This window comes from Bergeyella cardium, assembly GCF_009914665.1.
Lineage (GTDB): Bacteria > Bacteroidota > Bacteroidia > Flavobacteriales > Weeksellaceae > Bergeyella_A > Bergeyella_A cardium.
This window is the reverse complement of record NZ_CP029149.1, coordinates 277,043-289,447: the sequence shown is the minus strand read 5'-3', so window position 1 is coordinate 289,447 and position 12,405 is coordinate 277,043. Positions and strand designations below refer to the sequence as shown.

The following is a 12,405-nucleotide window of genomic DNA, read 5'->3' as shown; positions in this document are numbered from 1 at the left end:
GCAAAATATAAACTATAGCTTGAATTATTATAATCATTCTTGAAATTCTTGCTCTTGTTCTTATAAATGTAATTCCTCGTGGAAATTTTTTAGCAGCATATGTTTGTACTGTCATTTATATTTTTCTAATGCTTGTTCAGTTTTTAATCATTTTAATATCTACTAATAGTATTAAAAAATGGGTCAAAAACCTTTGTATTGCTATTAATTTTTTTTGTATCTATTCTTATACTATATTTTTTACGGGTATATATTTGAATTATCATAGGAAATATTTGTGCAACATTTTTATTTTTTGCTAAAAATCTATAGTTCTCAGTTGAGAGATTCATCTGCAGCATGGCAGTCAATTAGAAATAAAATGCCTCATCTGCTAAGGTGTGGAAACTTAATTGTATTTTTGCAGGAAATTTTCAAATTATGAATGGACGAGGTTCTGGAAAATCAGGGAGACCGAGATTAAACAAAGACGGAGATACAAGGGGCGGAAGGAAGCCTAACTCCTTTGATACCCGAAAAAAATACGAAAAAGGAGACTTGAAATTTAAGAAAAAACCTTTCAGTAGATTTAGTGATGACCCAGAGAAGGTAAAATCTTTTGTACAAAAAAGAAAGCTCGCAAAGATTGATAAAGACCTGCATAAGGATACCATCAGGCTGAATAAATACATCGCAAACTCTGGAATATGCAGTAGGAGAGAGGCAGATAAACTGATAGAGCAAGGCTTGGTAGAGGTAAATGGAGCGGTAGTAACCGAGATGGGATACCAAGTGCAGAAGAGCGATAGAGTGTATTTTGATGGGCAACCGATAACGCCAGAGAAGAGCGTATATGTATTGCTCAACAAGCCAAGAGGCTATATATCAACCACGAAAGATGAGAAAGCAAGGAAAACGGTGATGGATTTGGTGGCAAACGCCTCGCCTTATCGCCTCTTCCCCGTTGGGCGGCTGGACCGAAGCACAACGGGCGTTATCCTCCTCACCAATGATGGGCATATGACCAAGAAACTGACGCATCCGTCCTTTAATATTAAGAAGATTTATCATATCGTTTTAGACAGGAAGCTCTCGAGCGAGGATTTGCAGACCATCGCTAAGGGCGTACGATTGGAAGAAGGCGTTGCAGTGGTGGATCATATCTCCTTCATAGAGGGTAAGCCGAGAAACGAGGTGGGGATAGAAATCCATATCGGTTGGAACCGCGTAGTGAGGCGAATTTTCCAGAAGATGGGCTATGAGGTAGAGTCGCTCGACAGGGTAATGTTTGCCGGGCTTACCAAGAAAAACATCAAGCGAGGGCATTGGAGAATCCTCACCGAATTAGAAGTAAATAACCTTAAAATGTTATAAAACGAGCTGCCGAGAGGCAGTTTTTTTCTTTTTCTAAGTTAAAAAATCCTTAAAACCCTCTGCTCGGAATATTTATTGATACGCCCCATAGCATTTGAAAATAGAATAACAATGAAAAAATTATTTGCAGTATTATTAGGGCTTGCGAGCCTTTGGAACTTTGCTCAGGACACCCGTATGGTAGGAGAGTTTTCATCATTAAAGGCGTATGACGGGATAAAGGTAGATTTGGTGAAATCCAGACAAGGGAAAGTAGAAATCTATGGAGATGATAACGGAGATGTGGAAGTGGTTAATAAAAACGGCGAACTGAAAATCCGAATGAAAACCCTAAAACTCCTGCAAGGAAGCAAAGTGAGAGTAAAGGTCTTCTACGATGATTTGAATGCTATTCAAGCGAGCCAAGGGGCAATTATCTTGTCAGATGATACCTTGAAGTCAGAAATGCTAAAACTTACCGCAAATGAAGGCTCAAAGATTGAGTTGAAAATTAATTCCAGTGTACTTGATGTAAAAGGCAATTCGGGAGGAACATTAAGCCTACAAGGAAAAGCAAATACCCAGAGCATTGTGGTGAATTCTGGTGCGGTGTTTAATGGCAAAAATATGGATGGGGATAATGTCTCCGTTACGGCAAATGCAGGTGGAGAAGCCTATGTATATGCCGAAAAATCGGTGAAAGCAACGACGAGGGCTGGTGGCACAATAGAAGTTTATGGTAACCCGAAGAACCGAGATACAAAGAAATTTGTAGGCGGAAGCATTAGCTTTAAATAAGTATTAAATAAAAAAACAAAAGAGCTACTGAAATACTTCAGTCGCTCTTTTTAATATATATGAAAAAATTTAAATTTCCTTTGTTTATTTTTTTGTGGGGAATCTATACACGATGGCATTGATATTCATACCCGCTCCCACAGAAGTAAGGACGATATTTGAGCCGTCTTTAAAACTATGCCCACTGAATTCACCTTTTATAATAAGGTCATACATCGTAGGGATACACGCGACGGATGTATTTCCGTATTCGTGAACGGTCATCGGAGTTAAATCATCAGAATACTCCTTTATATTATAGAGCTTATGAAGCCTTGAAATAATCGCGTGATCCATTTTAGCATTCGCTTGGTGGATGAGGATTTTATCAATATCGGTAAGGCTTAGACCCGCTTTATCAATCGTATCTTTAATTGCTACTGGAACATTTTTAAGGGCAAATTCATAGATTTTTCTGCCTTTCATTCGTACGAATCGTTGATTCTGGTCGGTATTAGGGTTCAGTGAGCAGCCATTTTTCAGGTAGTCTATTTCCTCTTCATTGAAGCATTGGGTATTATCGGCAATAATCCCTACGCCCTCCTCATCGGAAGCACTTACCACTACGGCGCCTGCTCCATCGGCAAAAATCATTTTATCTCTATCGTAAGGGTCTGTTGCACGGCTTAAAGTCTCCGAACCTACGACCAGTATATTCTTTGCTCTTCCGCTTTTTATTAAAACATTGGCTAATATCATCCCTTCTACCCAGCCTGGGCATCCGAAAATCATATCGTAATTTACACATTTTGGATTTCTAATGCCCAGCTTATGCTTTACCAATGCCGAAAGTGAAGGCATAAAACTCTGCTGATGATTCTCGTCTATATCTCCAAAATTGGTCGCACTGATGATGTAATCCAAAGATTCCTTGTCTATACCTGCATCTTGTATTGCCAGCTCCGATGCCTTTGCTGCGATATCTGAATTGAGCTGGTCAGAATCTACATAGCGCCTGTTGGCAATTTCTGTAATCTCAATGAATTTGCTTACAATTTCTTCATTAGTTTTCTCGATTTTCTGTCCATTCTCATCATAGAATTCAGATGAATAGAAATCTTTTCCGCTAATAATGTTTTGGGGAATATATCTTCCAGAACCTATAATAACCGTACTTGGCATAGAGTTTAAAAATTTTAAGACCACAAATGTAAGAATAAAATCTAATGATTAGAGTATAGATGGGCTATATTTTAAATATCATCAGGTGGATGGATAAGGTGATGAAATTATTTTCAGATATGGAGATTTAATGATATTTGAACCAATCTGTGCCTGTGAGGTTGTAAATTTTTTGAATGTCTTTTAAGATTTTTTCAAAGTTGATATCCAAATCTATGAGTTTTCCAGATTTTAAATCAAAGACCCAGCCGTGCACTATAGGATATTTATGTTCGAGGTAACTTTCCTGTACGCAAGCCATTTTAATGACATTGATGCATTGTTCCTGTACATTAAGCTCTACAAGTCGTCTGTATTTTTGCTTTTCAGTTGTGATGGCATCGAGCTCCTCCTGATGCAGTCTATATACATCTCGTATGGTTCTGAGCCAGGGGTTGAGTAGCCCGTAATCTTTTGCTGTCATAGCAGACTTTACTCCACCGCAGTTATAATGCCCACAGACAATAATATGTTTTACTTGAAGGTGTTCTACGGCATATTGAATTACAGCGGTAGAGCTCATATCGAGAGTATTTATTACATTCCCGATATTCCTGTGTACAAATACTTCTCCAGGTCCTAAGCCCATCAATTCTTCGGCTGTAACTCTACTATCTGAGCAACCGATGTACAGGAAATCCGGTTGTTGATTTTTATTGAGTTTTTTGAAAAAATCTTTATCCTCACTGAGCTTTTTTTCTACCCACTTTTTATTGTTCTCAAATATTGTTGCGTAGCTATCCATACCTCTATTTTAGTTGGGACAAATATGAGAAAAAATAAAATTAATATTAAATTTATAATAGTATTGTTCGTCGGATAAATGAAGTTGTACAATGAATATGATTTTCTTTTTTCTGATAATAGAGTATAATTATCAATTAAAAGTATCTTTCTTTCTGTTGATTTAATTAAAATAAACTTCTCTTGTGAAATTTAAGTTTATGATTATATGCGTGTTTATAAAAATACTGAACAAATTGAAAAAATAAACTTGCCAGATATACTAAAACCGATTACATTTGCACCACGAAAAACGGAAAACTAAGCGTTTCTGGAGAGATGGCAGAGTGGTCGATTGCGGCGGTCTTGAAAACCGTTGAGGGTAACACCTCCGGGGGTTCGAATCCCTCTCTCTCCGCAATATCATCTATAAATCAATTAGTTATAGATACAAGGGACTAAAACGGGGACTTTGATATTATCAAAGTCCCCGTTTTTATTTTCTAATAATACCAGCCAATATATCTACTCTACTTTAATTTGGTATAATATCTATTCTAATCATCATTTTTTAATTCTGAACCATACACACATTTTTTATTATAAAGTTGCAGAAAAATAGAAAAGAATAATCCATCATTTTGTAGCAATAGTATAAAATAGTCTAAAAGAATATAAAATAGCCTAACAAAAATACAAAGCCTTGTGATTATATGATGAAATAGACATTTTTGCCAAAAAAATATTCTAATGAAACATAAAATAACATTATTTGCATTATTAGGAACGACATTAGGTTTTTCGCAAGATTATAGCGGAAGAGTAGGTATCAATACAGAAACTCCCAATGCGACATTGGAAGTTAAAGGTAGCCCTAACGATACAGAAGTCATAGATGGCTTTATTCCTCCTAAAATTACCTTTTCTCAAATTACAGCAAAAACAAATTATAATCATCATCAGACAGGAGCATTGATTTACATTACTGATGCAACTAATTCTGAGGGAATTTACAATCATCAAAATCAGTTTATCAGAACACAAGGATACTACTATTGGAATGGAATGACTTGGAGACCATTGAAAGGTAAAGATGGTGAACTTGTGCGTATTGAAACCAATACGAACAGATACGGCTGGGGACTCCCTTATAGGTTGAATAATCCTCATAATTATGATACTATTGGAGAGTATGCAGTAGATTTTTCTCTATCACAAGTCCCAACAAGTAGAACAGGAGAACAATACGGGGCAACAGGTAGAGCCTCATTTGCTATTGGAACACATACCATAGCAAGTGGCGGTTATTCTTTTGCTCACGGAGAAAGGGCATTTGCCACAGGGGGATATTCTTATGCTGGAGGAATAGGAACAAAAGCCACTAACTTTGCCTCTCACGCAGAGGGTCAAGTAACCACTGCAAGTGGCTGGGCTTCTCATTCGGAAGGATATAATACGATTGCAGATGGGACAAGTTCTCACGCACAGGGGAATAGCACGATTGCGAATTCTTTCGCCGAACATTCACGAGGGACATATAATTTTTCTCCTACGCCCTATTCAAAAACGAGTTTTGATAAACGAGATTTAATAGAAAGTGTAGGAGGTGGAACAGGTTTTATTAGCACAGGAGTATATCATCGGACAAACTTATTTGAACGATACAAAAGCGGAGCATTTAAGTATAATGCCCAAGAACTAAATTCTGCTAATATTCCGAACGCAAGTAAAGGGTTTCACGCTTCAGACCTAAACGGAAAGTTAAACTATCATAACGGAAATGAATGGGAGACTTATATTACAATGAAGTTTGCGGATACAGAACCTAATACTGCAAAGAAAGGAGATTTATATTTTAATACTCAACTAAATACCTATTTCGCCTATGATGGAACATCTTGGCGGTCGCTTTGGTAAAGTGTGTTTTTTCATTTGTGTTAAAAAAGAGGGAGATTTTCTCCCTCTTTTTTGATTATATATCAATATTTGGATAATAACTACTTTCTATAAAAATCCAAAATTTTTTGACTAAAAATATAATTATACTTGGCTTGTATGGTTGAACTTTTAGCACTTACATAATTATTTCTTGCAATATGTAAATCATAGATACTTGTTCTTCCTGCTTCATAACTTTTTTGAGCAAAATCCAACGCTAATTGAGTGCTTTTCTCGGTTTCTTGGGCAGAAAGGTAAGTTTGGTAATGGCTTTCCATATCAAAAAACACTTTTTGGATTTGTTGCAATAATTGTTGCTCCTGTATTTTTAATTGATTTTTAGCCATTACTTCATTGATTTTGGCTTGTTCTACCTGCAATTTAGTATTCCCTTTATTGAATATTGGAATATTTACAGATACTCCCACTTGCTGATAAAAATTCGTTTTATATTGGTCAAACAAGGCTTTTTCTTTGATGATATTTCCCAAATTATCCACTCCTGTAATGTCTGTAACCAACGAATTATAATAAAAACTCCCCAGCCCAGCACTCAAACTAATACTTGGCAAAAATGCGGTTTTTACCACTTCTGTTTGGGCTTCTGCCGATTTGACTTGACTTTGTGCTGATAAAATTAACGGATGTTTTTCTCGTATCTGTGTCAATACACTTTCCAATGAATGAAGATTAGTAGGAAGTTCCTCACTGGGTGACCAATATTCTATATCAAAACTATGATAATCATTAAGTTGTAAAGTTTGAGAAAGCATGAATAATGCTTTTTGAACTTCTATTTTGGACTGATTGAGATTTTGATTTTCTTTGGCAAGTGCCGATTGGGCTTCTGCCAAAGTCGTTTGAGCAGTTGTCCCTACTTCGGTGGTAATTTTGGCTCTTTGATAGCCTTTTTGGGCATTTTCCACCGAACTTTCATAAATTTTTACGATTTCTTTTTGCAAAAGAACCGATAAATATTGCTGAATAATTTGCAAAGCAATATTCTCTTTCAAAAGTGCGACATTATGCTGGGCAATTTCTACATCGTAGCCTTTTTTAATGGCTTGTTTTTGTAGTCTTCCACCATTGTAAAGCAAGATATTGGCAGATACATTAAGGTCATTGTTGAAATTGTCATTACGCCCAATTCCTCCTTGAAAACCTTGTGTTTGCCCAAATCGTAATTGGTTGCTCATATTTCCAGCAACGGAAGGCAATCGTTCGTTTTTTGTTATTTGTAAATTATTTTCCTCTATTTTGAGTGAAATTTCTTTATCAATAATCTGCAAATTATTTTTCGTAGCATAATCAATGGCTTCTTGGAGTGTCCATTTCTTTTGAGAAAAAGAAACCAATGGAAGACATAAAATACCGAAAACAATATATTTTTTCATAAATTAAGTTTGATAGCCTAACAATTTTCTTATTTGGTATAAAAATCTTTCAATAAGCCTTAAATCTTGCGTTACTATATCAGCACTACCTTTCATTTCCTTATCAAAAATAATATCTTTATTATAAGATGTTTTCAATCCTTTTGGGAGAATAATATAGGCATAGTAATTTCCATCTTTATCAGGAGTAAGGGATATATTTTTCACTTGTCCTTCTATAATGCCGAATTCTTGATAGCGATAGTTGTCTAATTTAACAAGAACTTTGTTACCTATTGCTATTTTTCCTGAATTAGTTGAAGGAATATTCATTCTACCAATTATTCCTTCTTTTTCGTTAGGCATTATGGAAATAATATTTTCTCCAGCCGAAATATGCTGATTAATTCCTAAAAAATTTTGAAAACTAACAATACCATCGGTGGAAGAAGTAAGAAGATAATTCTGTTCCCATTGAGTAATGGATTTCCTTAATTGTTCTAAAAGATATAATGATTGAGTGGAATAATTAGTTCTGTCCTTTATAGAATTTATATTAACATTTTTTTTACTTTTTTGTAAGTTTTTTGCTCCGTCTTCCAGTTGAGATATAGACATTTTAACACCTTCTATACTCTGTTGAGCCTGTAAAAATTTTAACCTCTCATTTTCAAACTCCATTTTGGAAATGACACCCTGTTCAAAAAGAGTGGATGCTCTTTCGTAATTTTTCTTTGTGAGGGAATATTTAGCATTCTCCAAATTTAGTTGTTGTTTGAGTATATTTAGTTGATTTTTATTTTCATTGATGTTTTGGCTTATAGCAATATCATCAGGAGCGTAAGGTTTTAGATTTGTAAAAAGAATTTCATCTGTAAGGACTTTTGCAAAATTATTATAGTCTCCTTGTAATTCTCCTAATCGAAATTGAGATGTTTTAGATAGTGGAAAATTAACTATATCATTCGTATTTACAGAATTTACAATATCTTTTAATGCCAAAATATCTTGATAGTTGGCGGTAGATTGTAGAACGATAAGAATATCTCCTTTTTGAACTTTTTGTTGGTCTTGGATTAGTATTTTTTCAATTTTGGAACTAATACGAGCCTCTATTTTTTCAGGGGGATTTTGTGAAGATATGATAATAGGAGCATTAATAAATTCAGGATATTTAATAATGTAACTCATAAAGATTATTATGATAAATATAATTAAAATTAATGTGTTTCCCCATTGTATCATCCAATGAGGAGGTTTATTAAGGATATCCTGAACATTTTCTGAGCGAAGTTCAGTATTATTTAATATATCTTTTTTAGTTTCCAAGTTCTAACTGGTTTTTAATTAATCTGTAATATTCTCCTTTTTTAGCTACTAATTCTGTATGATTCCCCTCTTCTACAATTTTTCCTTTATTCAAAACAATAATTTTATCCGCATTTTTTACAGTTGATAATCGATGAGCAATAATAACAACAGTTTTATCTTTAAACAATTGCTCTAAGTTATTCATAATTAGGTTCTCATTATTTGCATCTAATGCACTAGTTGCTTCATCAAGGAATATATAATCAGGTGATTTATAAATTGCTCGTGCTATAAGTAACCTTTGTTTCTGTCCTCCACTAATTCCTATACCTTCATTACCTATCTTTGTATTATAACTTAAAGTTAATTCCTCAATAAAATCTTTAATGTTAGCTATTTTAACAGAATTTCTTAATCTTTCTTTATTTATAGTTTCTTCTCCTATTGCAATATTTTTTGCGATTGTATCATTAAATATATATCCCTCTTGCATAACAACTCCACATTTTTTTCTCCAAAGTTTTATAGAGATATTACTGATATTGATATTCCCTACCTTTACTTCTCCAGAATTAGGCTCATAAAAACGAGAAAGTAATTTTAAAATTGTTGTTTTTCCACTTCCACTAGTTCCAACAATAGCAGTTGTTTTTTTATAGGGAATATTGATGTTAAGATTTTCAAAAATATAATTATCAGAACCATTATATCTAAAAGAAATATTTTTCAAATTAAGGTCACCTTCTGGTATTTCAGATATATATTCTTTATCGTGATACTCTTCATCATCTTTATTATGAATTTCATTTAATCTTTCTAGTGATATTTTTGCATCTTGATATTGTTTAATAAAATCTATTACTTGTAATAAAGGATTATTTAGTTGACCTATAATATATTGAACAGAAAGCATCATTCCTAGTGTTAAATCTCCATTTAATACCAGTTGAGAAGAAAAGAAACTTATAAAAATATCTTTTATTTGATTGATAAAATTACCTCCTACAGATTGTATTTGTTCTAATGAAAGAGATTTAATTTTTAGTTTAAATAATCTTATCTGTAAATATTCCCAATCCCATCTTTTTTGCCTTTCAGCATTATTCATTTTTATTTCTTGCATTCCATTGATAAGTTCAATTACTTTGCTTTGTTCATTTGAAACTTGTGAAAACTTTTTATAGTCTAATTCTTTCCTTTTTTTTAAAAAGAATAATATCCATATAATATATATAAGTCCTCCTATAAGATAAATAATAAATATCTTATAATTATAAAATAATAAAATAATACTAAATGTTAATAGATTTACTATTGAAAATAGGGTATTTAATGAGGTACTTGTAAGTAGTTGTTCTATCCTTGTATGGTCGTTAATTCTTTGCATTATATCCCCTGTTAATCTTGTATCAAAAAAATTAATTGGGAGATTCATTAGTTTAATAAAAAAATCTGAAATAATAGAAATATTTATTCTAGAAGAAATATGTAATAGAATCCAACTTCTAATCACTTCTATACTAGTTTTTCCTAAAAATAGCATTATTTGTGCTAAAAGAATAAGATATATGAAGTTTAAATCTTGATTGTGTATTCCTATATCTACTATACTTTGTGTAAGAAAAGGAAATGTCATATTTAATAAACTACCTATAAACAGACCGACGAAAAGTTGTATGATGAGTTTATTATACTTTGTAATATATTTAGTTAAAAAATAAAAATTATTTTTATTGTCTCTTTCATTTGTATTTTCACGCTCATATAAATTAGGCGTTGTTTCTAATAATAAAGCGATTCCATCTTTTGAGTTTTCGTTTATATTATCTGCTCCTATCCAATGTTTTATAAAATCTTCCTTTGTATAATCTATTAACCCATAATTTGGGTCAGAAATATAAACCCTATTTTGTTTATTTATTTTATAAACAACAACAAAATGAGCACTATCCCAATGAACAATACAAGGTAATGGCACTTCATTTTTGAGAGTATTAAAGTCAATATTGACACCTAAACTTCTAAATCCTATTTTTTCTGCTGCTTCGCTTAATCCAAATAAAGAAGTTCCTTCTCTATCTGTTTCTGATAAATCTCTAATATATTGTAACGGTAAAACTACTCCATAATATTTTGCAATTATTTTTATACAAGTAGGACCACAGTCTTTGTTATCAGGCTGGATATAAGATGGAAATTTATTATTTATCATTATTATAATACTCTTTGATTATTTCTTCTATAAAATAATATATATCTTCAATTTGATATTTTTGTGAAAAAAGGTATCCATTAATTAGAAGCATAGGACTATCATTAAGTTTTTCTGATATATTTTCTTTTGATATATCTTCAATTTCCATAAAGTCATTTATTAAACTTTCTTCCTTTGAAAAATGGTATTTTTGAATATACCATTTATCAAAAGTACTAAAAAACTCATTTTCACCTTTATTATACGCATATATTAGATGTTTTATAAAGTTTCCTATTTCAGGTAACTTTGGTTTATTGAAAAAATTAAACCTTATTTGAAGTGAAATATATTCCCTATTTGATAAATAAATATCTTTTAATATATAAAAGGCTTCTTTACAAAAAAAACATTCTAAGTTTAAGATTAATGTAATATGAATTTTTGACTCCTTTTTTCCAATAAAAAATAAATCTTTATATTTAAAATTAACTTGTTTTGAAGAAAATAGTTCTCGTTTAAAAATATCATAATTTCGCTTAAACCTAGTATTTATTAGATTATCATGATTTAATTTCTTATTAATATTAATAATTTTATTCACATAGATATATAGAGGAGTAATAATGAAAAAGTAAATAAGGCACAGAAGGAATACCCTAGTGGAAAATCTGAATTCAAAATGCAAAAAGCATATTAATGAGTTACTCAATATTATTCCAATTAATATTAAACATATTTTACATGTTTTTCTGATTTTAAAGAATTGAATATAGATGGAATATATGACACTAATTATACTTAAAGAAGATAATAAAATTATTATAAATTGAGTTTTATTTAGGAATAATGAAAATATTGTAGTTGTTAGGAAATATAATAAAGCCATATCAGATAGCTTTAATCCAAAGATATTAATTCTATCTTCTTGCATTACCATCTGACAAGAATTTTCTTTCTTACTACTACAAATTTTATCTATAAATTTTGAATTTATTTCGTGTTGTGTTTTATATATTTCTATACAATAGCACAATCCTATAAGAGATATGAATGCATACAAGAATTCATATCTATCAAAATTTAGATAAAAAAAATATAATATTAGGGTTATGACAATGATAAATGATTTTTTAATAATATTGTCAATATCTATATTAATTTTTGATGTTGATTTTTGTTTTTCAACCGCAATTACTAGTCCAGACCAATTCTCTAAAAAAATACTTATATCTATTTCCTTTTTATGTTGGAAATTATTAGTAATCAATACACTACTTTCTTTTTTCTTTACTAATATTAACTCTGAATTTTCTTTTAATGAAGAAATGAAAGTATTGGGCAATTTATTGAAATGAGAATTATTAAATTCCGCAATGATATTTTCTATATCAAATTTATCCAAAGTATCTTTTACCGCAGATAAACTTGGATAGTCAGGGTGAGACATAAATTCATTATCAAAATCTTCTTTTTTTATTTGATAATTATTTAATCTGATTAATTCATAGAATAAAAAAGTAGACATGTTTATAC

The 12,405-nt window shown here is 31.6% G+C and carries 9 protein-coding genes and 1 tRNA gene; 4 read left to right on the top strand and 6 right to left on the bottom strand.

Annotated elements, in window-relative coordinates; all coding sequences use genetic code 11:
• Positions 1-420: 420 nt before the first annotated feature.
• The gene (locus tag DBX24_RS01400; RefSeq protein WP_160223748.1) at positions 421-1,353 is read left to right on the top strand and encodes a pseudouridine synthase; all 933 of its coding nucleotides are present in this window, start codon (positions 421-423) and stop codon (positions 1,351-1,353) included.
• Between the two features lie 111 nt (positions 1,354-1,464).
• A complete protein-coding gene (locus DBX24_RS01395) occupies positions 1,465-2,130 on the top strand; it encodes a head GIN domain-containing protein (protein ID WP_160223747.1) in 666 nt (221 codons plus the stop codon).
• 84 nt (positions 2,131-2,214) lie between these two features.
• Here the strand turns inward: DBX24_RS01395 and DBX24_RS01390 are convergent, their stop codons facing one another.
• Together DBX24_RS01390 and DBX24_RS01385 are read right to left on the bottom strand one after the other, a co-directional pair.
• Complete coding sequence (locus DBX24_RS01390) at positions 2,215-3,291, bottom strand: 3-oxoacyl-ACP synthase III family protein (RefSeq protein ID WP_120488706.1); 1,077 nt, start codon at positions 3,289-3,291, stop codon at positions 2,215-2,217.
• A 127-nt stretch (positions 3,292-3,418) separates the two neighbouring features.
• Positions 3,419-4,075: a carbonic anhydrase gene (locus DBX24_RS01385; RefSeq protein ID WP_120488707.1), complete on the bottom strand. Its 657-nt coding sequence runs from the start codon at positions 4,073-4,075 to the stop codon at positions 3,419-3,421.
• Between the two features lie 311 nt (positions 4,076-4,386).
• Between DBX24_RS01385 and DBX24_RS01380 the strand changes: the two genes are divergently transcribed.
• Positions 4,387-4,471, top strand: a tRNA-Ser gene (locus DBX24_RS01380).
• Between the two features lie 332 nt (positions 4,472-4,803).
• The gene (locus DBX24_RS01375; RefSeq protein WP_160223746.1) at positions 4,804-5,970 is read left to right on the top strand and encodes a phage tail-like protein; all 1,167 of its coding nucleotides are present in this window, start codon (positions 4,804-4,806) and stop codon (positions 5,968-5,970) included.
• Positions 5,971-6,050: 80 nt separating this feature from the next.
• On the opposite strand, the gene DBX24_RS01370 is transcribed toward DBX24_RS01375, so the two are convergent.
• Genes DBX24_RS01370 through DBX24_RS01355 form a run of 4 tightly spaced genes read right to left on the bottom strand, consistent with a single transcriptional unit; the run spans position 6,051 to position 12,397 of the window.
• The gene (locus tag DBX24_RS01370) at positions 6,051-7,385 is read right to left on the bottom strand and encodes a TolC family protein (RefSeq protein WP_160223745.1); all 1,335 of its coding nucleotides are present in this window, start codon (positions 7,383-7,385) and stop codon (positions 6,051-6,053) included.
• A gap of 3 nt (positions 7,386-7,388) precedes the next feature.
• A complete protein-coding gene (locus DBX24_RS01365; protein ID WP_160223744.1) occupies positions 7,389-8,693 on the bottom strand; it encodes an HlyD family secretion protein in 1,305 nt (434 codons plus the stop codon).
• Complete coding sequence (locus DBX24_RS01360; protein ID WP_160223743.1) at positions 8,683-10,887, bottom strand: peptidase domain-containing ABC transporter; 2,205 nt, start codon at positions 10,885-10,887, stop codon at positions 8,683-8,685. The genes DBX24_RS01365 and DBX24_RS01360 overlap by 11 nt, the downstream gene beginning before the upstream one ends.
• On the bottom strand, positions 10,877-12,397 hold the full coding sequence (locus DBX24_RS01355; protein ID WP_160223742.1) for a vitamin K epoxide reductase family protein: 1,521 nt from the start codon (positions 12,395-12,397) through the stop codon (positions 10,877-10,879). Before DBX24_RS01355 ends, DBX24_RS01360 begins: the two co-directional genes overlap by 11 nt.
• Between the last annotated feature and the right edge of the window lie 8 nt (positions 12,398-12,405).

What these genes read in the sequence shown, in the direction of transcription:
- DBX24_RS01360 (WP_160223743.1), bottom strand. Translation starts at nt 10,887, where the DNA reads ATGATAAATAATAAATTTCCATCTTATATCCAGCCTGATAACAAAGAC.
- DBX24_RS01390 (WP_120488706.1), bottom strand. Translation starts at nt 3,291, where the DNA reads ATGCCAAGTACGGTTATTATAGGTTCTGGAAGATATATTCCCCAAAAC.
- DBX24_RS01400 (WP_160223748.1), top strand. Translation starts at nt 421, where the DNA reads ATGAATGGACGAGGTTCTGGAAAATCAGGGAGACCGAGATTAAACAAA.
- DBX24_RS01370 (WP_160223745.1), bottom strand. Translation starts at nt 7,385, where the DNA reads ATGAAAAAATATATTGTTTTCGGTATTTTATGTCTTCCATTGGTTTCT.
- DBX24_RS01375 (WP_160223746.1), top strand. Translation starts at nt 4,804, where the DNA reads ATGAAACATAAAATAACATTATTTGCATTATTAGGAACGACATTAGGT.
- DBX24_RS01385 (WP_120488707.1), bottom strand. Translation starts at nt 4,075, where the DNA reads ATGGATAGCTACGCAACAATATTTGAGAACAATAAAAAGTGGGTAGAA.
- DBX24_RS01395 (WP_160223747.1), top strand. Translation starts at nt 1,465, where the DNA reads ATGAAAAAATTATTTGCAGTATTATTAGGGCTTGCGAGCCTTTGGAAC.
- DBX24_RS01355 (WP_160223742.1), bottom strand. Translation starts at nt 12,397, where the DNA reads ATGTCTACTTTTTTATTCTATGAATTAATCAGATTAAATAATTATCAA.